This window comes from Pseudomonas protegens (genome assembly GCF_003363755.1).
Taxonomy (GTDB): Bacteria; Pseudomonadota; Gammaproteobacteria; order Pseudomonadales; family Pseudomonadaceae; genus Aquipseudomonas; species Aquipseudomonas danubii.
In genome coordinates, this window is record NZ_CP031396.1 from 1,463,453 (window position 1) to 1,489,232 (window position 25,780).

The window sequence follows — 25,780 nt, forward strand, 5'->3', positions numbered from 1 at the left end:
GGTTTAAGGCTTGACCATGCGTCGATTGCTCATTTTGCTGTTTATGCTGTTCACCACCCTGGCAGAAGCCAGCAACAATCCGTTCGAGGTCAAGCCCGACTTCCTGCCGGTGGACAAGGCCTTCACCTTCACCTCCGAGCGCCTGCCTTCCGGGGAAACCCAGCTGTTCTGGCAGATTGCCGACGGCTACTACCTGTACCAGAAACGCCTGAAGTTCGACGGCCTGGCCCAGGACCATCAGCCGGCCCTGCCGGACGGCGAACACCACAGCGACGAGTTCTTCGGCGAACAGACGGTGTATCGCCAGGGCCTGGAAGTGAAGCTGCCGGCAGCCGCCAGCGGCAAGATCAAACTGGGCTGGCAGGGCTGCGCCGACGCCGGCCTGTGCTACCCGCCTCAGACCCTGGAAGTCAACCTGGGGGGCGCCCCCGCCGTTGCCGCCGGCAACAGCGCCGCAACCGGCAACGGCACGGCCCAGGACCAACTGCTGGCCAACGACCTGCAACAAAAATCCTGGGGCCTGGGCCTGCTGGCCTTCTTCGGCTTCGGCCTGCTGCTGGCCTTCGCCCCTTGCTCACTGCCGATGCTGCCGATCCTCGCGGGGATCGTGGTCGGCAGCGGCGCCAGCCCGCGCCGGGGCCTGGCCCTGGCCTCCAGCTACGTGCTGTGCATGGCCCTGGTGTATGCCGGCATGGGGGTGATCGCCGCCCTGCTGGGCAGCAACCTGCAGGCCTGGTTGCAACAGCCCTGGGTGCTGGGCAGCTTCGCAGCGCTGTTCGTGCTGCTGGCGCTGCCGATGTTCGGCTTCTTTGAACTGCAAATGCCGGCGTTTCTGCGCGACCGCCTGGAAGGCGCCAGCCGCCAGCGCCAGGGCGGCAGCCTGATCGGCTGTGGCGCTCTCGGCGCGCTGTCGGCGCTGTTGGTGGGTCCGTGCATGACCGCGCCCCTGGCCGGTGGCCTGCTGTACATCGCCCAGACCGGCAACGCCCTGTTTGGCGGCCTGGCGCTGTTCGCCCTTGGCCTGGGCATTGGCCTGCCGCTGCTGTTGCTGGTGACCCTGGGCAACCGCTTCCTGCCCAAGCCGGGGCCCTGGATGAACCTGCTCAAGGGCGTGTTCGGCTTCCTGTTCCTGGGCACCGCTATCTATATGTTGCGCCCGGTGCTCGACACCAGCCTGTGGATCGGTCTGTGGGGCGCCCTGGCCCTGGTACTGGCCTATTGCGCCTGGCAGCAACGGGCCATCGCCGGGCGCCTGCTGCACCTGTTCGGCGCCGCCGCCGTGCTGTCTGGCCTGTGGGGCAGCGTGCTGCTGGTGGGCGCCGCCGGTGGCAGCGATGACCTGTGGCGACCGCTGAAGGTCTACAGCGGTGGCAGCGTGGCCAGCAGCGCCACGGCCCACGATGCCTTCACCACCGTCAAGTCGCCCGCGGAATTGCAACGTGCCCTGGACAGCGCCCAGGCCCAGGGCCAATGGGTGCTGCTGGACTACTACGCCGACTGGTGCGTGTCCTGCAAGATCATGGAGAAAACCGTGTTCGGCCAGCCCCAAGTCCTCGACGCCCTGAAGGACGTGCGCCTGCTGCGCCTGGACGTCACCCATGACAACGCCGACGGCCGCGAACTGCTCAGCCGCTACAAAGTGCCCGGCCCACCCAGCTTCCTGTGGATCGGCCCGGATGGCAGCGAGCGCCGCAGCCAGCGCATCACCGGCGAAGTGGATGCCACGGCCTTCCTGCAACGCTGGACCCAGACCCGGGAAGCCCGTTGATGCTGACCTTTACCATCGGCACCTTCGCCATCGCCCTCAACCACCTGCTGTTGATCAGTGCCCTGGCCCTGGCCACCCTGGTGGGCTGGCGGGTGGCCAAGCGCGGCGGCGACAACCCGGAATCGGTGCTGTTCATGCTGTTCCTGCTGGGCATGCTCGCGGCGCGGATCTGCTTCGTCATCGCTTACTGGAAGCACTACCAGCACAACCTGTGGCTGATCATCGACCTGCGCGACGGCGGCTTCCTGGCCTGGCCGGGGGTCATCTTCATGCTCCTGGCAGCCCTGGCCTGGGGCTGGAAACGCCCACCGCTGCGCCGCCCGCTGGGCGCCGGTATCGCCAGCGGCCTGGCCTTCTGGCTGCTGGCCAGCCTGTCCCTGACGCTCTACGACCAGGGCACCCGCCTGCCGGAAATGCCCCTGCGCAATGCCACAGGCGACACCGTGCAGCTCACCGACTACCAGGGTGGGCCACTGGTGATCAACCTCTGGGCCACCTGGTGCCCGCCGTGCCGGCGAGAAATGCCGGTCCTGGAGCGCGCCCAGCAGCAACGTCCGGACCTGACCTTCCTGTTCGTCAACCAGGGCGAAAGCATGCAAAGCGTGGCCACCTTCCTCGCCACCCAGGAACTGAACCTGAACAACGTACTGTTCGACAGCGGCGGCCGCCTGGGCCAGGCCGTGGGCTCCATGGCCCTGCCCACTACACTGTTCTACAGCGCCGACGGCCGCCTGCTGAGCAGTCACCTGGGTGAACTCTCGGAAGCCAGCCTGGCCCGTGCCCTGGAAAACTTCGACGACGCCCATCCGACCCCGGTCGCCCCTGCAAGGAAACTGCCATGCCCTTCATCCGCCACCTGCTGAGCCTGTCCCTGGGCGCAGCCCTGCTCAACGCGCCGCTGCTGCAGGCCGAAGAACTGCCCGCACCGATCCGCAAGATCGAAGAAAAAGGCGCCAAGATCCTCGGCAGCTTCGATGCCCCGGATGGCCTCAAGGGCTACGCCGCGCAGTACCAGAACCGTGGCATGACCCTGTACCTGACCCCGGACGGCAAGCACGTGCTGCTGGGCAACCTGTACGACGCCGACGGCAAGGACCTGAGCGCCGAACCCTTGCAGAAACTGGTCTACGCACCGATGGCCAAGGAAGTCTGGAACAACCTGGACAAGAGCAACTGGATCGCCGACGGCAAGGCCGATGCGCCGCGCATCGTCTACCTGTTCAGCGACCCCAACTGCCCCTACTGCAACATGTTCTGGCAACAGGCGCGGCCCTGGGTGAACGCCGGCAAGGTGCAATTGCGGCACATCATGGTGGGCATCATCCGCGAAGACAGCCCGGGCAAATCCGCCGCCCTGCTGGCCGCCAAGGACCCGCAACAGGCCCTGCAGGACCACGAGAAAGCCGGCAAGGCCAGCGCCCTGAAACCCCTGGCGAGCATTCCAGCGGCGGTGCAGACCAAGCTCGACGCCAACATGAAGCTGATGGAGGAACTGGAGCTGTCGGCGACCCCGGCGATCTTCTACCTCGACGACAAGGGCGAACTGCAACAACAGCAAGGCGCCCCGGCCCCGGGCAAGCTGACGCAGATTTTCGGCCCGAAATAAATCCCCGCCCCTGTAGGAGCCGGCTTGCCGGCGAAAGCGTCCGTCAGGCTGGCGTCCGGCTTGCGGGCCCCTTCGCTGGCAAGCCAGCTCCTGCAACGGAAGAATCGGGCTTCAACCGTGGCGCTTTAAAAACGCCAGCAAGGCCCGGGTCACGAACTCCGGGTTCTCACGGCTGGAGATATGCCCGGCCTCGGGCACCAGCTGATAAGGGCAGCCAATGCGCTCGGCCATCTCGACGGTTTCCGCCGGTGGCCGCGGCTGGTCCTGGTCGCCACACAGCAGCAAGGTGTTCGGCCCATCCAGGTGCTGCAACTGCTCCAGCACATCCGCCCGGCTGAAGGTGATGCGCCCCATGGGAATCACGCTCGCGCGCAAACGCTCGGCCGGCAGTGCCGCGAGGCTGGCGCGAAAACCCTGATACAACGCCGACTGCCGATCGATACCCGGGCGGAAGAAGATCGGCACCACGATATCCAGCAGCGCTTCGGCGATCAGGCCGCTGTCCTCGATCTGCTGGAACAGGGAAAAGTAGTATTGCCGGGTCGGCTCCGGCTCGGCCCCCAGGTAGGTGTCCATCAGCACCAGGCCGTCGATGCGCTGCGGCGCCGCCAGGGCCAGACGTGCACCCCACATGCCGCCCACCGACAAGCCCACCAACGTCACCCGCTCGATGTGCAAATGATCGAGCAAGGCCAGCATCTGCCGCGCCACATCGTCCAGCGACGCGGTGCCTGCCGGCAGCGCCCCGGACTGGCCATGGCCCCACAGGTCCACCGCAATCACCCGGTACTGCGCCGACAACGCCTCGATCTGCGGCGCCCACATGCTGGTGTCCCACAAATAACTGCCGGCCAGGAACACCACCGGCCCCTGGCCCTGGTCAAGGTAGTGCAACGGTTGTCCATCGAGGGTGGCGAAAGGCATCGGCTAGCTCCTGAAGGGAATGACGAAAAAGGTCCGGCAGACTGTGCCGTGAACCAGGCTCAGTCAATCGGACCGGGGCGACAAAAACGTATCAGGAAATGCCCGGATTCAGGGCTCGCGCTGGCCGTCGAGCAAGGCCTCCACCACCGCGCGGGCCATCTCCACCGAATGCACCATGGACCAGATCAGCCCGCGCTCCAGGCCGCTGCCCTGCTGGGTGATTTCATCGCAGACCTCTTCAGCACATTTGAGCAACAACGCCATATGCACCAGGGCCTCTTCGGCGCTGACGCCTTCGCGCACGCTGAACAGCGAGTCGGGGGAAACGGCTTTGGCTTGGGTCGTGAGCTGGAACAGCGCGGGGTCCAGCGGTTGCCGGGCCAGGGCCACGCGCAGGGTGGCGTTGGCTTCCTTCAGGGCGGGATCGCGATAGGACGTGGGGGGATCGGGGACGAGCTTTTTCATGGTCAAACTCCTGGTAATGACAAGGAGCTGACACCGTTCGCTTGCACACGAATAAGGTGGCAGCCGTACGCGGGTGTGCAAGACCGAGTTACCAGAACCCCGGCAGATCCGAAGATCTCCCGCGCACGGCCGCCATAACACGGCGAACATGAAATCGCTCAGGCATGACTGAGCGCTTATGCGTCTGGTAACGGTCGGACTTGCACATCCGAGCCATCGATTGGGCGATGGCTCCGGAACCCTAGCCCGCCCACCAGGCGCATTCAAGCGGCCCGCAGTTTCTCGGATTTGCCTTACAAAAGAAAGCGACTAAACACCGTTCCAGCGACCTTCCAGCCCGCTTCCGAAATCACCTTGCCCCAATCGGCATTGGCCTGTGGACCTATGGAATTGTTGCCCTGTAGCCGCTGCTGAGCCTTGGCGAGGCTGCGAAAAGGTCCGCAGGACCTTGCTTGGCGATCTCCCGTCAAAGACCGCTGGCGGCCTTGAAATCGCCGCGTCTGCTACGCAGCCTGCGGCAGCGGCTACAGGGTCGCCAGGGGGTACTGTAGCCGCTGTCGAGCCTTAGCGAGGCTGCGAAAAGGTCCGCAGGACCTTGCTTGGCGATCTCCCGTCAAAGACCTGAGGCGGCCTTGAAATCGCCGCGTCTGCTGCGCAGCCGTACGCAGCCTGCGGCAGCGGCTACAAAAAACCGATTGGCATCAGCCGCAAGCATGACTCAGCGGTATTCTTCCGGCGCCTCGCGTTCGAGGATTTCCTCCAGATCGCTCAGGCCTCCGCGCGCCTTGAGGATGCCGCTGACCTGGTCGATCCACTCCTGCTCCGAAGCAATCCCCGCCCACGACTGGCTGCCGAAGCCGTGATACGGCCGATCGTCGAAGGTGCTGATCAGCAACTGGTTGAAGCGCCTGGTGTCCAGGTTGTTGCGCTGGACCTGCACTTGCAGCGCCCCCAGCACTTTCTGCTGCTCTTGCGGATTGGGGCGATAGTGGTAGAGCCGCGGCGTGCTGAGCACCAGGAACTCCGGTGGCAGGTTTTCATCGATGGCCGCCTGCAGGCGGTAATGACCGTCGAGGATCAGGTGGCAGTTCAGGCCGCTGACGTACCACAGCAGGATCGGCGGCAAGCTGCCTTCGCGGGCTTTTTTGCGCCACCATTTCAAGCGTCCGGAATGGGGGTCCACGGCATGCAGGCCGACCACCGCCCCGCCGCCCTCGTACAACTCGACCCAGCGCGCCGAGCCGGGCTGCTGGTTGTCGAGGATGTTGCGGCCGTAGATCGCCCACTGCGGCATATGGCTCTGGGCGTCTTCGCCGCCCTTGAAGTACCAGGCTTCGGTGCCGCTGAGCAGTGGCCGCATGGGTTTCTGGGACGCCGGGCGCAAGGCCCGCACCAGCCAGGAGCCGGGGTAGAAGAAGTCCGGCTGGTGCTGCATCAGTTGCTCGACGAAGAAGCGGCTCCAGGCCTTGAGGCGCAGGGCCGGGTCGAGGCGCGCCTGTTGTTCAACCTGAGGCGAGTCGATGGGGCCCACCAGGGTTTGCGGCAGTTGCTCCGGCAGGTCATTGCGCACCAGCCACACGCCATAGCGGCAGTGCGACATGGTGCCCCAGAGCAGGGTCTGGTCCCCCAGCACCAGCTGCATGCGGCGGTTGTTGCCACTGAGCAGGCACAGGTTGGGCTTGCCGCCGGCCGGGCGTTTGACGTCCACGCCGAGGCCGTTCCACTGGCCGGCCAAATCCTCGATGTCACGCCAGAAAAGCTGTTCCACGATTGTCCCTAATCCTTTATCAATGACCGGCCCTGCGGCGGGCGGGCGCGAATATAGCAGAGTGTTTGGGGACCTGTTCGCCGGCAAGCCGGCTCCTACAAGCAGCCCCCCTGTAGGAGCCGGCTTGCCAGCGAACACGGCCAGCGCCCTATCCACGCCGGGCAATCACCGCCTCCATCTGGTCCTCCAGCCCTTGCCCGCTCAGGCACTGGCGCACCTCGTCGCACCACTGCGATTGCGGCTCGTTGCCGACCCAGGCCGGGGTAGCGCTGCGGTATTGCGGCCGGTCATCGAACGCCTGGATCAGCACCCGGTTGAGGTGCTCGGTGCTCAGCGCCGGGTTGCGCGGCACCGCGTCGCCGCGCTTGCGCAGTGAATCCATGACCCGCTGCTGATGCTCCAGGCTCGGCGTGAAGTCGCGCTCGCGGGTGGCGCTGAGAACGATGAATGATGGCGCGAGGTTTTCCGCGATGGCCGCCTGCAAGCGGTAATGCCCATCGATGACCACATAGGAGGCCAGCCCGCCGACGTACCACAGCAGAATCGGCGGCAGGCTGCCTTCCCGGGCCTTCTTGCGCCACCATTTCAAGCGCCCAGCCTCGGGGTCGACCCGGTGCAGGCCGATAAGCTTGCCGCCGCCGTGCCACCAATCGATCCATTCCAGGGTCTGGGGTTGCAGGTTGTCGAGAAAATCCTCGCCGTACAGCCGCCAGTTGGGCACGTGGGTCAGGGCATCTTCGCGAGAGCTGAAGCGCCAGTTGTCCAGGCCGCTCGCGGTGCTGGAGGGCTCCGGCAGCAGGCCCTGGGCCAGCCAGTAACCGGGGGTGAGGAAGTGCCGGGCGCTTTCACTGAGATGGCTCACGAAATAGCGGCTCCAGGCCTTGATCCGCCGCTCGGGCGCCAGCGCCGCGTGCTGCTCCACCGTGGGTGAGTCGATGGGTGCCAGCAACCGGCATTCGGCGCACTCGGCCAACGGGTTGCGCACCAGCCAAACGCCGCCGTGGTCGCGGGCCAGGGTGGCCCAGAACAACGGCGTGTCGTGGTGCATCAACTTGATCCGGGCATTGGCGCCGGTGCGCAGATACAGCGGCGGTTTGTCCGTGGCATTTGGCTGCACTTCGACACCCAGACCGCTCCAGTTGCCCATCGTATCTTCGATGTCGTGCCAGTAAAGCGGCTCTGCCATGGTTCCGGTCCTTGAATGAAAACGCCCGGCGCAGGTGCTTGGACCTGGGCCGGGCGCGATCATAACAGAGGGTCCAAGGGCCTATGTACCGTCAACCCGACTCCTGTAGGAGCTGGCTTGCCAGCGAAGCCGACACCTTGGTTACAAGCCCTCCAACTCAGCCATCAGATCACTCAGCCGGTCGACCTTCTCCTCGCTGATTTCATTGGCACCCAAACCGTCGATGTACGCGGCCAACTCCTGCACCGTGCTGCATTCGAACATGGCCCGCAGCGGTACGTTGCGTTGCAGGGTTTTCTGTACCCGCGAGGCGATCTGCGTGGCCAGCAGGGAATGCCCGCCCAACTCGAAGAAGTTGTCGCGCACGCCCACCCGTTCGACCTTGAGCACCTCGGCCCAGATGTCCGCCAGGGTCTGCTCCAGCTCGCTGCCCGGGGCTTGGTAGTCCTGGCTCTGCAACTGGCCGATCTCCAGGGCCGGCAGGGCCTTGCGATCAAGCTTGCCGTTGGCATTGAGGGGAAGGCGCGCAAGCCACAGCCAGTGCAGCGGCACCATGTATTCCGGCAGTTCGGCGCGCAGACGCGGTTTGATCCGCTCCAGGCATTCGCTCGGGCTCAGGCTTGAGTCACTGGCCACCAGGTAGCCCACCAGGTGCTTGCCGTTGACCCCTTCCTGCACCGCCACGGCGGCATCGCGCAGTTCCGGCTGTTCGTGCAGGCGCGCTTCGATCTCCCCCAGCTCGATGCGGTAGCCGCGGATCTTCACCTGATGGTCGATCCGGCCGACGTATTCCAGTACGCCGTCGCTGCGCCGGCGTGCCAGGTCGCCGGTGCGGTACAGGCGTTCGCCCGCCGCACCGAACGGATGGGGCACGAAGGCCAGCGCGGTGCGCAACGGGTCGCTGACGTAACCGCGGCCGACCCCGGTGCCGGCCACGCACAACTCGCCGACCGCGCCCAGGGGCACCAGCGCCAGGGCTTCGTCCATCAGGTACAGCTGGTTGTTGTCGGTGGGCGTACCGATGGGCAGGTAGGCGCCCCGGGTCGAAGCCAGGTCCACCCGGAAGAAGGCCACGTCATCGGAACATTCCGCCGGACCGTAGGCGTTGACCAAACCGATCTGTGGATAACGCAGCAACCATTGGTGTGCCAACTCTGGCGGCATGGCCTCGCCGGTGGGCAGCATCCAGCGCAGGCCATCCAGGGCGATGGCGTCCTGGGCGAGCATGCCCTGGATCAGCGACGGCACGCTCTCCAGCACGGTGATGCCCTGCTCCTGGACGTGAGCCAACAGGCCCTGGGGATCGTGGGCGATGGAGTTGGGCACGATGTCGACCCGAGCACCGAACAGCGGCGCGGCAAGGAACTGCCAGACCGAAATGTCGAAGCTCTGGGACGCGGTCTGGGCGATCACGTCAGCCTCGCTCAAGTGCAGGTACGGCACCTTGCTCAGCTGGTTGTTGAGCATGCCGCGCTGCTCCACCATCACGCCCTTGGGCAGGCCGGTGGAACCGGAGGTGTAGATCACGTAGGCCAGGTTGTCCGGCGCGCTGTAGCGCCCCGGGTTGCTTTCGGCATGCCCGGCGGCTTGCAGCTCTTCCCAGACCAGCAACCGTGGCCGTGCGGCACAGGCGAACTCGTCCAGCAGGGCCTGGGCTTGTTCGCGGCAAGCCGCGGTGCAGACCAGGATCGGCGTGCGGCTGAGCTCGATGATGCGCCCCAGGCGCTGGCTTGGCAGGCCCGGGTCCAGGGGCAGGTAGCCGGCCCCGGCCTTGAAGCTGCCGATGATCATGCCCAAGAGTTCCAGGCCGCGCTCGGCCAGCAAGGCCACTGGCTGATCAAAGCCCACGCCGTTGGCGATCAAGGCATGACCCAAGCGGTTGCTGTAGCGGTTCAACTCGGCATAGCTGTAGCGCTGGTCCAGGCAACTGGCGGCGATGCGCTGCGGATGGGCCGCCACCTGGGCCTCGAACAGCTCCACGTAGCTGCGCTCCAGCGGGTACTCACGCTGGCTCTGGTTGCAGCCGGCCAGCAGGAAATCCTGCTCCTCTTCACCCAGCAGCGGCAGGTCGGCCATGTCGCCATGCAAGCCCTGCATCAGCGCCAGCAGCAGGCGCTTGAACTCGCCGAGCAGGCGCTCGATGGTCGCCTGTTCGAAGTAGCGCTGGTCGTAGGACAGGTGCAGGCCCAGGTCATCCCCCGGGTAGCACACGGCGGTGATCGGGAAGTTGGTGTGGGTACGGCCGGAATCCGAACTGGCGTTCAGGCTCTGGGCGCGGTCCAGCACCGAGACTTCCACCGGGGCGTTTTCGAACACGAACAGGCTGTCGAACAGCGGTTGGCCCTTGGGCAGCTCGCTGCACTCCTGAATCGCCACCAGCGGCAGGTATTCGTATTCACGCAGTTGCATGTTGCGGTCGAGCAGGTCGCCGAGCCACTGGCGCACGCTGCAACGCTGGCCCTCCTCGGGCAGCTTGACCCGCAGCGCGATGCTGTTGATGAACAGGCCGACGGTGCGTTGCATCTCCGGCATGTCCACCGGGCGCCCGGCCACGGTGACCCCGAACAATACGTCGCGATCGCCGCTCATGCGCCGCAGCACCAGGGCCCAGGCCGCCTGGGCGAAGGTGTTGACGGTCAGCTGATGCTGCTGCGCCAGCTCGCGCAGTTGCGCGCCGTCCCGGGCATCCAGGCGGGTGTAGCAGTCGCCGACGATCATGCCGCCGCTGTCACCGGCGTGTTCACGCAGGAACGGCCGGTCGCTGGGGATCGGCGTGGTGCGTTCAAAGCCTTCAAGGTTCTGCCGCCACCACTGCCGCGCCTCGGACAGGCTCTGGTGTTGCAGCCAGCCGATGTAGTCGCGGTAGCGCGGCGGCACTGCCAGTTGCGCCTCGCGGCCTTCGCCCAGGGCGGTGTAGATCTCGAAGAAGTCGTTCATCAACAGCGAGCGGCACCAGGCATCGATGAGGATGTGGTGGTTGCTCATCATGAACCAGTAGCGCGCGGCGCCGACGCGGATCAGCCGCAGGTGGAACGGCGCCTGGTTGAGCAGATCGAAACCGGCCTCGCGCTCCTGTTTGTGCAGGGCTTGGAGCTTGGGTTCCTGCTCGGCCTCGGGCACCGCGCTCCAGTCGAGGAATTCGATCGGGGTGCGGCCCGGCTTGTGGATAACTTGCAGCATGTCTTCGCCGACGTTCCAGCAGAACGACGCGCGCAGAGCCTCGTGGCGCGCCACCACCGCCTGCCAGGCCTGGGCGAAACGCTCCGGGTCCAGCTCGCTGTTGATGCGGTAGCGGTCCTGCATGTAATACAAGCCGGTGCCCGGCTCCAGCAGGGTGTGCAGCAGCATGCCTTCCTGCATCGGGGTTAGCGGGTAGACGTCTTCGATCTGCACAGCCGGCACCGGCAGGCCATCGAGCTGGGCCTGAGTCAGGCGCGCCAGGGGAAAGTCCGACGGCGTCAGGCCACCGGCATCGTCGCGCAGGCAATGGGCAATCAGACTCTGCAGCTCACCCAGGTAGGCGTCCGCCAGTTCACCGATCAGTTCGGCGGCGAAGCGTTCGCCGCTGTAAGTCCAGCGCAGTACCAGCTCGCCGCCATAGACCTGGCTGTCGATGCTCAGCTCGTTGGGCAACGGTGCTTCAGGTGCATGGGTCGGACCGACGGATTCATCCAGCGGACGCAGCAATGCGTCGGCGCCAAAACTCTGGTCGAACTGCCCCAGGTAGTTGAAGGTCACCGGCGCCAGCGGCAGCGCCGCCAGGGCCTCGCGGCAGGCGTCATCGGCCAGGTAGCGCAGCACGCCGTAACCCAGGCCCTTGTGCGGCACGGCCCGCAGTTGTTCCTTGATGGCCTTGATCGAAGCGCCCTGCCCGGCCGCTTCTTCCACTTGCAACGGGGTCAGGCGCAGCGGATAGGCGCTGGTGAACCAGCCGACGCTGCGGGTCAGGTCGATCTCGTCGAACAGCGCCTCGCGGCCGTGGCCTTCCAGTTGCACCAGGGCCGAAGGCTGCCCGCTCCAGCGGCACAGCACCCGGGCCAGGGCGGTCAGCAGCAGGTCGTTGACCTGGGTACGGTAGGCCGCCGGGGCCTGTTGCAGCAGTTGGCGGGTGCGCTCGGCATCCAGGGTCACGCTGTGGCTGCGGGCCTGCTGATGCTGCTGGCGGCCAGTGGCGTTGAGCCCCGGCAGTTGCGCGGCCGGGCCGGCCAGTTGCTGCTGCCACCAGCCGAGTTCTTCACGCAGGGATTCGCTGCCGGCATAGGCCTGCAGGCGGCTCGACCAGTCCCGCAGGGCGCTGGTCTTGGCCGGCAGGCTCAGGCTCTGTCCGGCTTGCAACTGGCGATAAGCGTTCTGCAGATCCTCCAACAGCACGCGCCAGGACACGCCATCCACCACCAAATGGTGGATCGCCAGCAGCAGGCGTTGCTCGCCTTCCGGCCCGTCCACCAGCACCGCCCGCAGCAGCGGCCCGTGTTCCAGGTCGAGGCTGCGCTGGGCATCGGCGAACAGTGCCTCGCAGGTGGCCATGGACGGCACCCGCACTTGCCACAGCACAGGCGCGTCGGACAGCGGCAGGTACTCGGCGCGCCACTGACCGTCCGCTTGAGAGAAACGCAGACGCAGGGCGTCGTGCTGCTCCAGCACCGCCAGCAGCGCCTGTTCCAGCGTCTGGGCATCGAGCAGGCTCAGCGGCTCCAGCAGCAATGCCTGGTTCCAATGCTGTGGCTGGGGAATGCGGCTGTCGAAGAACCAGTGCTGGATCGGCGTCAGCGGCGCTTCGCCACTGAGCTGGCCCTGCTCGGCGCTGATGCGCTGGGTGTGGCTGGCGACCCGGGCCAGGGTCTGCACGGTCTGGTGCTGGAACAGGTCCCGCGGGGTGAAGTGAATCCCCAACTGGCGGGCGCGGCTGACCACCTGGATCGACAGGATCGAGTCGCCCCCCAGTTCGAAGAAGTTGTCGTTGAGGCCCACGCGCTGCACGTTCAGCACTTCGCCCCAGACCTTGGCCAGGGTCTGCTCCAGCTCGTTGCTCGGCGCCACGTACTGCTGGCGGTTGAGCTCCGGGTCCGGCATCGGCAGGGCCCGGCGGTCGAGCTTGCCATTGGCGGTCAGCGGCATGCTGTCGAGCAGGATCAGGTGGGTCGGCACCATGTAGTCCGGCAGCTGGGTTTTCAGCTGCTGCTTGAGGGCTTCACGCAGGTTGGCCTGCTGCGCCTCGTTGTGCTCGGCCACCTCGCTCACCAGATAACCGGCCAGCTGCTTACCCGCCGGGGTGTCGAGAGCCAGCACCACCGCTTCACGCACGGCCGGATGATCCAGCAGACGGGTTTCGATCTCTCCCAGCTCGATGCGGAAACCGCGAATCTTCACCTGATGGTCGACCCGGCCGATGTACTCCAGCTGACCGTCGGCGCACTGGCGCACCAGATCCCCGGTGCGGTACAGGCGCCCGCCATCGCCGGAGAACGGATCGGCCACGAAACGCTCGGCGCTCATCCCCGGACGACGGTGATACCCCTGGGCCAGCCCTGCGCCGCCGACATACAGCTCACCGGTCGCCCCTTGGGGCACCAGCGCCAGATCGGCGTCGAGAATGTAAGCCACCCGCGCCCCGACGATGCGGCCGATGGGCACGCTGGCCACGCCTTCGGCCAAGTGCTCCGGCGCCAGGCTGGCCAGGGGCATGACCACGGTTTCGGTGGGGCCGTAGGCGTTGAAGAACAGGCTCGGCTGGAACGCCGCGCGAATGCGCTGCAGGTGTTCGCCGGTCAGGGCCTCGCCGCCAGTGATGCACATGCGCACCGGCAGGGTCAGCTGCTGGGTCGCCAGGTGCTGGGCCAGTTGGCTGCCGTAGCTGGGGGTGAAGCCGAGGATGCTGATGCGATGCTGGCGAATCAGCTGGCAGATCTCTTCGGCATCCCACTGGCCCTGGGCCCGCAGCACCACCTGGGCGCCGCTGAGCAGCGGCACCAGCAAACGCTCGGTGGCGGCGTCGAAGTTGATGGAATAGAAGTGCAACTCGCAGTCGTCCGCGCGCATGCCGAAACGGCGGATCACCGCCTGGCAGTGCATGGCGATTTCCCCGTGGGACACCACCACGCCCTTGGGCTGGCCGGTGGAGCCGGAGGTGTAGATCAGGTACGCCTGATGCTGGGGCAGGCTGATCAAGGGCAGCTCGCTGGCCGGGTAGTCGGCCAGCAACGCGCCGTCTTCTTCCAGGCACCAGCGGCCGACACTCGCCGGCAACTCACCCAGGGCGGCGAACATTCGCGCATCGCTGAGCAGCAGGCCGAGGCCGCTGTCTTCGATCATGTAGTGCAGGCGGTCCAGGGGGTATTCCGGGTCCAGGGGCACGTAGGCGCCACCGGCCTTGAGGATCGCCAGCAGGCCGACGACCATGTCCAGGGAACGTTCCAGCGCCAGGCCGACCCGCACCTGCGGGCCCACGCCACGCTCGCGGAGCATCCAGGCCAGGCGGTTGGCGCGGCTGTCCAGTTCGCTGTAGCTCAGGGTCTGCCCGGCGAAGGTCAGGGCCGGAGCGTCGCGACGGGCCAGGGCCTGTTCACTGAACAGGTGGTGGATGCACTGGTCCAGACGGTGCTCGCCGGGCTCGACGCTCAGGCTGTCCAGCAGCTGTTGCTGTTCCTCGGTGTGCAGCAGCGGCAGTTCGCACAGGCGCCGTTGCGGATCGTCGATCAGGGCCTGCAGCAGGTTGCGCCAATGGGCGGCCATGCGCGCAATGCGCGGTTCATCGAACAGGTCGGTGCTGTAGGTCAGGCAGCAACCCAGGCGCTGATCCAGGTCGGTGACTTCCAGGTTGAGGTCGAACTTGGTGGCCCGGGCATCGTTGACCAGGTAGTCCACGGTCATGCCCGCCAGTTGCCGGCTTTGCTGGAACTCCCAGCGCTGGACGTTGCACATCACCTGGAACAGCGGGTTGTAGGCGGTGCTGCGCGGCGGCTGCAAGGCTTCCACCAGATGGTCGAACGGCAGGTCCTGGTGCGACTGGCCCTCGATCACGGTGTGGCGCACCTGCTCCAGCAACTGGCCGACGCTCATCTGCCCGTCGAGCTGGCAACGCAGCACCTGGGTATTGAGGAAGGCGCCGATCAGCCCTTCGCTTTCCGGGCGGATACGGTTGGCCACCGGCGCGCCGATGCGCAGGTCGGTCTGGCCGCTGTAGCGATAGAGCAGCACCGACAGCGCGGCGGTCATGGTCATGAACAGGGTCAGGCCGTGTTCGGCATTGAAAGCCCGCACCCGGGCCGCCAGCTCGTCGCTCAGGTCGAAGCGGTACAGCTCGCCCTGGTGGCTTTGCACCGCGGGCCGTGGCCGATCGCTGGGCAGTTCCAGCAATGGGTGTTCGCGGCCCAGTTGCCCGGTCCAGTAGTCCAGCTGGCGCTGGCGCTCGCCGGATTCCAGCCACTGGCGCTGCCACACGCTGTAGTCCAGGTACTGCACCGGCAAGGGTTCCAGGGGCGATTCGCGGTCGTCGAGGAAGGCTTCGTACAGCGCGCCCAGCTCGCGGGCGAAGATGTCCATGGCCCAGCCTTCGGTGACGATGTGGTGCAGGGTCAGGACGAAGTAGTGCTCCTGCTCGCCGGCCTTGACCAGGCAGGCGCGCAGCAAGGGGCCGGTCTCCAGGTCGAAGGGCTGGTGCGCTTCGCTGTCCGCCAGTTGTTGCAGGCGTTGTTGCCGGGCCTCCGGAGCCAGGGCCGAGAAGTCCTTCCAGGCCATGCGCAGGCCGGTGTCGGCATGCACCTGCTGGTGGGCCACGCCATTAACGCTGGGGAAGGTGGTGCGCAGGGTTTCGTGGCGCAGGATCAACGCCTGCAACGCGGCCTCGAAGCGGCCCACGTCCAGCACCCCGGACAGCCGCGCCATGCCGCCGACGTTGTAGGCCGGGCTGTCGGGCTCCATCTGCCAGAGGAACCACATGCGCTGCTGGGAATAGGACAGCGGCACCGGCTGGCTGCGGTCGACCCGGGCAATCGGCGGCTGCTGGTTGCGCGCGCCGGACTGCTGGATCAGCAGCACCTGTTCGGCAAAGTCTCCCAGCTCGCTGGCTTCGAACAGCGCCCGCAGCGGCAACTCGACGTCGCAGGCCTGACGGGTACGGGAAATGATCTGGGTGGCCAGCAGCGAATGCCCGCCCAGGGCGAAGAAGTCGTCCTTGAGGCCGATCCGGGGCTGGCCCAGCACTTCGCGCCAGATCTGGGCGATCTGCCGTTCCAGATCGGTGCTCGGTTCAACGTGCTCGCGCACCTGCCATTGCGGTTCCGGCAGGGCCCGGCGGTCGAGCTTGCCGCTGGGGCTCAGGGGCATGGCCTCCAGGCGCAACAGTTGCGCCGGCACCATGTACTCCGGCAGTTCGGCGGCCAGGGCGGTGGTCAGCCGAGCGCGTTGCTCGGTTTCATCTTCGTCGCAGGCAGGGGCGGTGTAGTAGCCGATCAACTGCGGGCCGGCGACGCTGTCGCGCACCAGCACCGCGGCCTGGGCCACGCCGTCCTGGGCCAGCAGCCGTGCTTCGATTTCCTGCGGCTCGACCCGAAACCCCCGCAGCTTGACCTGCTGGTCGAGGCGGCCGAGGTATTCCAGCACGCCGTCAGCGCACCAGCGCACCCGATCGCCGGTGCGATACAGGCGCGCGCCCTCCTCACTCAGGGGGTCGACCACAAAGCGTTCGGCGGTCAGCGCCGGGCGTCCCAGGTAACCCCGGGCCAGGCCCTGGCCGCTGATGCACAGCTCGCCCGGAACCCCGGCGGGCAGCAGGTTGAGCTCGGCATCCAGCACCCGGCACAGCACATTGCCCAGCGGCCGGCCAATGGGCGAGCGCTCGCCGTCCTCCACCGAACACTGCCAGTGGGTGACGTTGATCGCGGTTTCGGTGGGGCCGTAACGGTTGTGCAGTTGCGCGTTCGGCAACTGCTCCAACAGCCGGTTGCGCAGCTCGGCGGACAAGGCTTCGCCACCGGAGAACACCCGGCGCAGGCTGTGGCATTCGGCGCTCAGCGGTTCATCGACAAACAGCTGCAACAGCGGCGGCACGAAGTGCAGCGTGGTCACGCCGTACTCCTGAACCAGTTGGGCGATGCGATGCGGGTCGCGGTGCTCGCCGGGGGCGGCGAGCAGCAGGCGGCAGCCAGTGATCAACGGCCAGAAGCACTCCCACACCGACACGTCGAAGCTGATGGGGGCCTTCTGCATCAGCACATCGTCGGCTTGCAGCTGGTAGCTGTCCTGCATCCATTGCAGGCGCTCCATCAGGGCGCGATGGGTGTTGCCCACGCCCTTGGGCTGGCCGGTGGAGCCGGAGGTGTAGATCACATAGGCCAGGTGCTCGCCGTCCAAGTGCAGGCCCGGGGCCTGGCTCGGCCAGCTGTCGAGCTTGAGGCTGTCCATGGCGATGGTGCTGACGCCTGGGGCCTCGGGCATCTGGCCGAGCAAATGGGTTTGAGTCAGGAGCAGTTGCACGCCGCTGTCTTCGAGCATGTAGGCCAGGCGCTCGGCGGGGTAATCCGGGTCCAGGGGCACGTAGGCGCCACCGGCCTTGATGATCGCCAACAGGCCGATCAGCAGTTGCGGCGAACGCTCGGCGGCGATGGCCACGCACACGTCCGGGCCGACGCCCTTGTCCCGCAGGTAATGGGCCAGGCGGTTGGCCTGGGCGTGCAGTTCGGCAAAGCTCAGTTGCCCGCCGTCCCACATCAGCGCGGTGCGCTCCGGGGTCTGCTGCAGTTGCTCATGCAGGCGTTCCGGCAGCCAGCGTTCAGCGCTCGCGCAAGGCGCCACGCTCCATTGTTGCAATTGCGCCGCTTCGACCTTGCCGAGCAACGGCAAGTCGCCCAGGGCGCGGTCCGGTTGCTGGCAGGCCTGCTCCAGCAGGCTGATGAAGTGCCCGGCCAGACGCTCGATGGTCGCCGCGTCGAACAGCTCGTCAGCGTAGTCGAAGGCCAGGCTCAGGCGGCCGTTGCGGTCTTCCTCGCTGTGCAGTTGCAGGTCGTACTTGGCCTCGCGGCTGTGCCACGGCAGCTCTTCGGCCAGCAGACCGGGCAGACGGCGCAAGGCGCTGAGGTCGCGCTGCTGGTGGTTGAACATGACCTGGAACAGGCCTTGCTCGCGGGCGTCGGGGAAGGCTTCGAGCAACTGTTCGAAGGGCAGGTCCTGATGCGCCTGGGCTTCAAGGGCGATGCGGCGGGTCTGCTGCAGCAGCTCGGCAAAGGTCTGGCGCGCATCCAGCTGGCCGCGCAGTACCTGGGTGTTGATGAAGAAGCCCAGCAGGCCCTGGGTTTCCAGGCGTGGACGGTTGGCGTTGGGCACGCCGATGCGGATGTCGGTCTGCCCGCTGTAGCGGTGCAACAGGGTCTGGAAGGTGGCCAGCAACAGCATGAACGGCGTCACTTGCTGGGCCTGGGCAGTCTGGCGGATCGCCTCACTGAGGGTCACGCTCAAGCGCTGGCTGTGGCGTGCGGCGCTGTGGCGGACCTGGGCCGAACGCGGGTGGTCGGTGGCTAGGCTGAGTACCGGGGCCTCATCCGCCAGTTGCTGCTTCCAGTAGTCCAGCTGACGCTGGCCTTCGCCCTGGGCCAGCCATTGGCGCTGCCAGCTGCCGTAGTCGGCGTACTGCAAGCTCAGGGGCGCCAGCTCCAGGCGCTGGCCCTGGGCCGCAGCGGCGTAGAGCCGGGAGAACTCGTCGATCAGCACAGTCAGCGACCAGCCGTCGGCGATAATGTGGTGCAGGGTCAACAGCAGTTGGTGCTCTTCATCATCCAGGCGGATCAGGGTCGCCCAGTACAACGGGCCCTTTTCCAGGTCGAACTGGGTGCGCGCCTCGTCTTCGCGAATCTGCTGCGCCCGGGCTTCGCGCTCGGTTGGCGGCAGGTCGCTGATGTCGATCACCTGCAGGTTGAACTCACCGGCCGCGTCCACCTGTTGCAGGGCCTGGCCGTCGCGCTCGAAGAACCGCGTGCGCAGCGCTTCGTGGCGCTGGAGCAGGTGCTGGAAGCTGCTGCGCAGGGCGTCTTCGTCCAGTTCGCCACGCAGGCGCAGGCCGCCGGGAATGTTGTAGGCGCTGCTGTGGGGGTCCAGTTGCCAGGTGATCCACAGGCGGTTCTGCGCCAAGGATTGGGGCAGCGGCTGCTGGCGCGACAGGGCCTGGATGCCGCCCTGGGCCACGCCGCCATCCTGTTGCAGGCGCGCCACGGCGGCACTGAATTCACCCAGGGTCGGCGCTTCGAACAACAGCCGCAGGCTCAACTCCAGGCCCAGTTCCTGACCCAGGCGGGCCATGACCTGGGTGGCCGCGATGGAGTTGCCCCCCAGGAGGAAGAAGTGATCGTCGGCGGCCACTGCCGCGCATTGCAGCTGTTCCTGCCAGATTCGCCCGATCAGGTTTTGCAGTTCATCATCAGAACCTTCACCGACGCGGGCGGGTTCGCTGCCGGCCTGCGGGAACAGCGCGTAGTAATCCAGGCTGCCATCGGCCAACCGGGTGCGGCAGGCGGAGCGCTGCAACTTGCCGCTGGAGGTTTTCGGCAGGGCCCCGGGGTTGAGCAATACCACCACGCTGGGCGCTTCCTGGCAGGCTTCGGCCACGGCCTGGCGGATGGCCTTGATCAGTGCCTCGGGGGGCAGGATCTTCTGCACGCTGCGGCTGATTTCCGCAGCGATGCCGATGCCTTCCTGGCCCTGGTCGCTGACCGCAAACGCCGCCACCCGCCCCTTGCGCACCACTTCCACTTCGCGCTCGATGGTCTTTTCGATGTCCTGGGGATACAGGTTGTGCCCGCGCACGATCAGCAGGTCCTTCAGGCGCCCGGTGATGAACAGCTCGCCGTCACGCATGAAACCCAGGTCGCCGGTGCGCAGCCAAGTGCGGCCGGCATGCTGGACGAAGGTCTTGGCGCTGGCTTCGGGATTGCGCCAGTAGCCGTGGGCGATGCTCGGCCCGGCGGCCCAGACTTCGCCGATGCGGTTGTCAGGCAGTTCGCTGAGCTGCTGTGGGTCCATCACCAGCACGGCGTGCTCCGGCTGGCTGAAACCGCAGCTCATCATGGCGCTGCCCTGCCCCGGCTCGGCACGGTTCTGCGCCAGGGCCTGGTCGTCCAGGCGCAAGGCCGGGATGCCCTGGCCGCGCACGCCGCCGGCGACGAACAGGGTGGCTTCGGCCAGGCCGTAGGAAGCCAGGAAGTTGTCGCGACAAAAACCGCTGGCGCTGAACTTTTCGGCAAAGCCTTCCAGGGTGTCGAGGCGGATCGGCTCGGAACCGGAATAGGCCACGCGCCAGCGGCTGAGGTCGAGGCGCTCCAGGGCCGATTCGCTGATCCGCTCGCTGCACAGGCGGTAGGCGAAATCCGGGCCACCGCTGATGGTGCCGCCGTATTCGCTGATCGCTTCCAGCCAGCGCACGGGGCGGGCCAGGAAGTAGGCCGGCGACATCAGCACGCAGGGCACGCCGCTGAAGATCGGCTGCAGCAGGCCGCCGATCAGGCCCATGTCGTGGTACAGCGGCAGCCAGCTGACGATCACGTCGTCCGGGTTGAGGTCGATGCCGAAGCCGCGGCGGATCAACAGCTCGTTGGCCACCAGGTTGCCGTGGCTGACCTGCACGCCCTTGGGCAGCGCGGTGGAACCGGAGGTGTATTGCAGGAAGGCGATGTCGTGATCCTCAAGCTCAACGGCCTGCCAGTCTTCGGCCAGCCCGGCGTCCAGGGTGTCCACGCACAGCAGTTGCGGCGCGCCGGTGGCCTTGAGTTCGTCCATCTGCAACAGCGAATCGCGCAGCCCGGCGCTGGTCAGCAGCAGCCGCGGCTCGGCGTCGGCGAGGATCGAGATCAGGCGCTCCTGGTGATGACGACGGGTCGATTCCGGCGGGTAGGCCGGCACCGCGATCACCCCGGCATACAGGCAACCGAAAAATGCCGCGACGTAGTCCGGACCACTGGGGAATAGCAGGACCGCCCGATCCCCCTGCCGGGCATTGGCTTGCAGGGCGGCCGCAATGGTCCGCGCGCGAAGGTCCAGATCCCGATAACTGAGGACCACGCTCTGCGCCTGCTCTTCGGCGAGGAAACGCAACGCCACTTGATCAGGTGCCAGGACTGCCCGGCGTTGAAGGGCTTGGGCCAGGGTACTGGGGAGTTCGAACGCGTCCGTCATGGGGTTTCCTGCCAGGATTATGCTTGCAATGGAGATCGGGCCCTGCTCTGCCATAACCTAAAAAACTATCTATAAATCAAATAGTTATAAGTAAATCATGGGCATCCGGAAGGCGCCGTGGCCGGGCTTGCTGCCCGGAATCTTTCTCCAATGAGAACGGATGACGTCTTGAAATAATTAGTCCGCATGCTGCCCTTCAAGGCCCTGATCCACCCCATGAACGAGCAGCCGTTCTCAATCTTCACCGGCAGAGAGCATTAGTTCTTTTTCTCAATTGACAATCATTATCATTCAGCCTAATTTGTCGCTCGATGTGTAGGACAGGTCGGATTTTTCTGACGTCCCACTTACCTCTTTGCAACAAGGTGATTTCCATGACGGAACAAGTATCCACAAGCAGGTGCGATTCACCGTTACTCCAGGCTTTTGTCGACAACCGTCTGATCCTGGTCAAGATCGCAGCCCGTATTACCGGCTGCCGATCCCGGGCTGAAGATGTGGTCCAGGATGCCTTTTTCCGCCTGCAGTCGGCGCCGCAAATCACCTCCTCGTTCAAGGCCCAGCTCAGCTACCTGTTCCAGATCGTGCGCAACCTGGCCATCGATCACTACCGCAAGCAGGCCTTGGAGCAGAAGTATTCAGGCACTGAAGAGGAAGGCTTGAATGTGGTCATTCATGGCGCCTCACCTGAAACCTCCCACATGAACTTTTCCACCCTGGAAAACATCGCCGAAGCCCTGACCGAACTGCCCAGCCGCACGCGCTACGCCTTCGAGATGTACCGCCTGCATGGCGTTCCGCAAAAGGACATCGCCAAGGAGCTGGGTGTCTCGCCGACCCTGGTGAACTTCATGATTCGCGATGCCCTGGTGCATTGCCGCAAAGTCTCGGGCAACCGACCCGACACCTTCGCCCGCCGCTGACCTGCGACCGGCACCCTGCAGCACCTGGCTTGAACCGTGTTCACACCTCAAGCAGGCCACTCTGGCCAAGCACCAGCAATGCCGCACGTTTGTGCAACAGATCGAACTCCTGCTGGCAGTACCGACAACGGTTATGCCCGGCACAGGCGGGGGCGTGGGCGAATGCCGGGGGCGCTTGCGTACCCGGCGGGTCCAGGTACAGCGCGTGCACCTGCGCCGACAGCCAGAATGCCAGCCGGTCCTGCCGGGCCACTTCGACGGACTGGGCATCGATGGGCGCCGCCCCCCGGGCACAGATCCATTCGAACAGCCGCTGCCGGCCGGCAACTTCGTCGATCACCGGCGCCCTGCCGGCGGACACAGCCTCGACACTCAGCGGATTCACAAGGGACATGGCAAGGCTCACCGTCATTGGGCATTCAACCAAGTGACGTGGGCCGCGAGGAGAAATTTAGGCGCGCTCGCCGCAGAAGCGGGAAAACCCGGGCCTCAGGCGTGGGGCACGGGCATCACGACGATGCGGTAGGGATCGAAGATTTTGCGCATCTGGCCGTTGTCCCGCAGTTTTTGCAGGAACCCGGCAAAGTCTTCGGCGCTGATGGGCGCCTTGGGCCGGATCAGGGTGTAGTGGTGGTAGACCTGATCGATGCGCTGGGACACCAGCAATTGGCCACTGCTCTGGGCATTGCGGGCCAGGAAGTCGCTGAGGTAGGAACGGGTCACCAGGGCAATGTCCGCCCTGCCCCGCAGCACCATCAGCAGGTTGCTGTCATGGGAATAGGTGAGCGTGGCGTTGTAGCTGTCGGCCAGGTACTTGGGGTCGGCATTGAACTGGGCGAAGGCGTAGTGATAGCCGCTGAACAGTGCCAGGCGCTTGCCCTTGAGCTCGGCAAAATACTCCTGGCCGCGGCCGGGCTCGCGCTGAGCAACGAAAATCTCCGCATCTTCCAGGCCCATGTCGACACTGGTATGGGCAACGCTCTGCCAGCCCCAGGCCGGATTCTCGAAGATCGCCAAGTCCACCCGACCTTGTTCGAAGTCTCGGAAGCGCCGGGGAATCGACGTGGGAACCAGGACGAACTGGTAGTCGTTCTGGGACTGGTTGAGCGCTTCCACCAATTGCGGCAGCAAACCGGTATCGGCACCGGTTTCAGGACGGACGGTATAGGGCGGAAAATGCGCCGCCGCGACCCGCACCAGCTGCGCCGAGAAGGCCGGACAGACCCAAAGTGTTGCCAGCGCCAGCAAGAGCATTCGCAAGGCTGACCGCAGCGGCAAGGACATCAAGGCAACACACCTCGGAGAAAAGAAAAGGAATGCCGTAAAGCTAGGCGTTTTCAGGCGCTTCGACAATCTCGCGGCAGAGAATAAATCAGCGCCTCAATGATCCTTGAGCACCAACAGCAAGGCTTCCTGGGCCAATTGCTCCAGCGTCATGCTGCCCTGGGCGCGAAACCAGGTAGTGGTCCAGGACAAGGCGCCGGTGAGGAAGCGCCGGGTAATGAACACATCGCCCTTGATGAATCCGGCGTCCTTGGCCTCGCCCAGCACCTGCAGCCAGATCTGTTCGTAGATGTCCCGCAATGCCAGGACCGCGGCCTGGCCTTCCGGGGACAGCGAACGCCACTCATAGACCAGCACCGCCATGGCTTCGCCGCTGCCGCCCATGATCGATTGCAGTTCGCAGCGGATCAGCGCCAGCACCCGCTCGCGCACGCTGCCGGCCTCGGCCAGTTCGGCGCGCATCAAGGCGGTGTTGTAGTGGATGGTTTCCTGCATCACCGCGCGCAGGATGTCGTCCTTGCTCTTGAAGTGGTGGAAGATGCTGCCGGATTGAATACCCACCGCGCCGGCCAGATCGCGCACCGTGGTGCGTTCGTAACCCTTGTTGCGAAACAGGTGCGCGGCAGTCTGCAACAGCTTGCCCCGGGCGCTGTCGGGATCGGTCACTTGTCCGCTGGCGATCAGCTCGCGCACTACCTGCAAGGCTTTTTGCTCATCCACCGGTGTTCTCCTACCGTCACTTCGTCAAAAGCTCAGCCGGAAACCGGCTGTAGCGCGCGCAATTTAAGCCCCTCACTGCTACCAAGCAAGCGCTTGGGTCGAAGAATCCACTCGCCCATTTACAAACCAAGCGCTTGCTTGGTAGCCTCCTCGCAGTTCTTTTCTCGAGAGCCCTGCCATGACCAAGACCGTACGAATCGGCTGCGCCAGCGCCTTCTGGGGCGATACCAGCAGCGCCGCCGCGCAACTGGTGGAAGGTGGACGCCTGGATTACCTGGTGTTCGATTACCTGGCGGAGATCACCCTGTCGATCATGGCCGGGGCCCGCATGAAAGACCCGGACACGGGTTACGCCACGGATTTTGTCGAGGTGCTCAAGCCGCTGCTGGCGTCGATCCACGAACAGCAGATCCGCGTGATCAGCAATGCCGGCGGGGTCAATCCCCACGCCTGCGCCAGTGCCTTGCGCAGCGCCTGCGAGCAGGCCGGGGTGCCACTGAAGATCGCCGTGCTGCTGGGGGACGACCTGCAACCGCAGTTCAAGCAACTGGCCGGCGCCGGAATCAAGGAAATGTTCAGTGACGCCCCCTTGCCACCGATGTGCGTCTCCACCAATGCCTATCTCGGCGCCCCGGGCATCGTCGAGGCCCTGCGCCTGGGAGCGGATATCGTAATCACCGGTCGCGGCGTCGACAGCGCGGTGGTCAGCGGCGCCCTGGTCCACGAATTCGCCTGGTCCTGGCGGGACTACGACCGCCTGGCCCAGGCGGCCCTCGCCGGACACATCATCGAGTGTGGCGCCCAGTGCAGTGGCGGCAACTTCACCGATTGGCGCGAGGTGCCGGACTACGAGCACATCGGCTTTCCCATCGTCGAGGTCGACGCCGACGGCGGGTTCGTGGTCAGCAAGGCTCCGGGTACCGGTGGGCTCATCAGTCCGCTGACGGTCGGTGAGCAGTTGCTGTACGAAATAGGCAATCCACGGGCTTATCTGCTTCCCGATGTGGTGTGCGATTTCTCCCAGGTGCAGGTGCAGCAGTCGGCACCGAATGAAGTCCGGGTCCAGGGCGCCAAGGGTCTGCCCCCAAGCCACCAGTACAAGGTCAGCGCCACCTACCCGGACGGCTTCCGTTGCACCGCCAGTTGCCTGATGGCCGGGATCGACGCGGTGGCCAAGGCACGCCGGGTCAGCCAGGCGATCATCGACAAGACCCGCGAAATGTTCAGCCAGCGCGGCTGGCCGGACTACAGCGAAGTCAACATTGAACTGTTGGGCAGCGAAGCCACCTACGGCCCCCATGGCCGTCGCCAGGACAGCCGCGAAGTGGTGATCAAGCTGGCGGTGCGCCATCCGCACAAGGCGGCGCTGGTGCTGTTCTCCAGGGAGATTGCCCAGGCCGCCACCGGCATGGCTCCAGGGCTGACCGGCATCGTCGGTGGACGACCCACGGTGTATCCAGTGATCCGGCTGTTTTCTTTCCTGCTGGACAAGGACGCCTGCCACCTGGAAATCGACCTCGCCGGCCAGCGTCATCCCTGCGCCCTGCCCGAAGTCGACCGCCTGGACGCCAGCGCCCTGCCCGCCCCGCATTCACTGCCCAAGCCCCAAGGTCGTCCCGATGCCAGCGTGCCCCTGGTCAAGTTGGCGGTGGCGCGCTCGGGCGACAAGGGCAACCACAGCAACATCGGTGTGCTGGCGCGCCATCCCGACTATCTGCCATGGATCGCCGAAGCCCTGACCCCCGAAGTGCTGGTGGACTGGATGGGGCATGTGCTGGACCCGGTCCACGGCCGGGTCCAGCGCTGGTACCTGCCGGGCATTCATGGCCTCAACTTCCTGCTGGAAAACGCCCTGGGCGGCGGCGGTGTCGCCAGCCTGCGCATCGACCCGCAAGGCAAGGCCTTCGCCCAGCAGTTGCTGGAAATCCAGATCCCGGTGCCGCAGAGCATTGCCGATGCCGTCAATTAAAGGAGCTGC

13 protein-coding genes are annotated in these 25,780 nt (G+C 65.7%); 5 read left to right on the top strand and 8 right to left on the bottom strand.

From position 1 onward, the window contains the following. The first annotated feature begins 16 nt into the window (after positions 1 to 16). From dsbD to dsbG, 3 genes are read left to right on the top strand one after another with little or no spacing between them, the layout of a single operon-like run. Positions 17 to 1,768 (top strand): protein-disulfide reductase DsbD, encoded by a 1,752-nt coding sequence (dsbD, locus tag DWF74_RS06180; protein ID WP_115580609.1) that lies wholly within the window; start codon positions 17 to 19, stop codon positions 1,766 to 1,768. Continuing rightward, entirely contained in the window at positions 1,768 to 2,631 is an 864-nt protein-coding gene (locus DWF74_RS06185; RefSeq protein WP_115580610.1) for a TlpA disulfide reductase family protein, read from the top strand. The genes dsbD and DWF74_RS06185 overlap by 1 nt, the downstream gene beginning before the upstream one ends. Further along, positions 2,607 to 3,374, top strand: coding sequence for a thiol:disulfide interchange protein DsbG (gene dsbG / locus DWF74_RS06190; protein ID WP_115580611.1), 768 nt, complete (start codon positions 2,607 to 2,609; stop codon positions 3,372 to 3,374). Before DWF74_RS06185 ends, dsbG begins: the two co-directional genes overlap by 25 nt. Before the next feature lie 111 nt (positions 3,375 to 3,485). On the opposite strand, the gene DWF74_RS06195 is transcribed toward dsbG, so the two are convergent. The 5 genes from DWF74_RS06195 to DWF74_RS06215 form a co-directional block, all read right to left on the bottom strand. Then, entirely contained in the window at positions 3,486 to 4,298 is an 813-nt protein-coding gene (locus tag DWF74_RS06195) for an alpha/beta fold hydrolase (protein WP_115580612.1), read from the bottom strand. A 108-nt stretch (positions 4,299 to 4,406) separates the two neighbouring features. Further along, a complete protein-coding gene (locus DWF74_RS06200; protein ID WP_115580613.1) occupies positions 4,407 to 4,763 on the bottom strand; it encodes a DUF6124 family protein in 357 nt (118 codons plus the stop codon). Between the two features lie 718 nt (positions 4,764 to 5,481). Continuing rightward, positions 5,482 to 6,531 (bottom strand): hypothetical protein, encoded by a 1,050-nt coding sequence (locus DWF74_RS06205; RefSeq protein WP_115580614.1) that lies wholly within the window; start codon positions 6,529 to 6,531, stop codon positions 5,482 to 5,484. Positions 6,532 to 6,679: 148 nt separating this feature from the next. Beyond that, complete coding sequence (locus tag DWF74_RS06210) at positions 6,680 to 7,717, bottom strand: ParB/Srx family N-terminal domain-containing protein (RefSeq protein ID WP_115580615.1); 1,038 nt, start codon at positions 7,715 to 7,717, stop codon at positions 6,680 to 6,682. A gap of 141 nt (positions 7,718 to 7,858) precedes the next feature. Beyond that, on the bottom strand, positions 7,859 to 20,875 hold the full coding sequence (locus tag DWF74_RS06215; protein WP_115580616.1) for a non-ribosomal peptide synthetase: 13,017 nt from the start codon (positions 20,873 to 20,875) through the stop codon (positions 7,859 to 7,861). Positions 20,876 to 21,249: 374 nt separating this feature from the next. On the opposite strand from DWF74_RS06215, the gene DWF74_RS06220 reads away from it, so the two are divergent. After that, the gene (locus DWF74_RS06220) at positions 21,250 to 21,798 is read left to right on the top strand and encodes an RNA polymerase factor sigma-70 (protein WP_011062465.1); all 549 of its coding nucleotides are present in this window, start codon (positions 21,250 to 21,252) and stop codon (positions 21,796 to 21,798) included. Between the two features lie 40 nt (positions 21,799 to 21,838). On the opposite strand, the gene DWF74_RS06225 is transcribed toward DWF74_RS06220, so the two are convergent. From DWF74_RS06225 to DWF74_RS06235, 3 genes are all read right to left on the bottom strand, one after another. Then, on the bottom strand, positions 21,839 to 22,192 hold the full coding sequence (locus DWF74_RS06225; RefSeq protein ID WP_102861009.1) for a pyoverdine biosynthesis protein: 354 nt from the start codon (positions 22,190 to 22,192) through the stop codon (positions 21,839 to 21,841). Positions 22,193 to 22,287: 95 nt separating this feature from the next. Further along, entirely contained in the window at positions 22,288 to 23,082 is a 795-nt protein-coding gene (locus tag DWF74_RS06230; protein WP_115580617.1) for a substrate-binding periplasmic protein, read from the bottom strand. Positions 23,083 to 23,178: 96 nt separating this feature from the next. Continuing rightward, on the bottom strand, positions 23,179 to 23,802 hold the full coding sequence (locus tag DWF74_RS06235; protein ID WP_102860947.1) for a TetR/AcrR family transcriptional regulator: 624 nt from the start codon (positions 23,800 to 23,802) through the stop codon (positions 23,179 to 23,181). 178 nt (positions 23,803 to 23,980) lie between these two features. Here DWF74_RS06235 and DWF74_RS06240 point away from each other — a divergent pair, with 178 nt between their 5' ends. After that, the gene (locus DWF74_RS06240) at positions 23,981 to 25,771 is read left to right on the top strand and encodes an acyclic terpene utilization AtuA family protein (RefSeq protein WP_102860946.1); all 1,791 of its coding nucleotides are present in this window, start codon (positions 23,981 to 23,983) and stop codon (positions 25,769 to 25,771) included. Positions 25,772 to 25,780 lie beyond the last annotated feature (9 nt).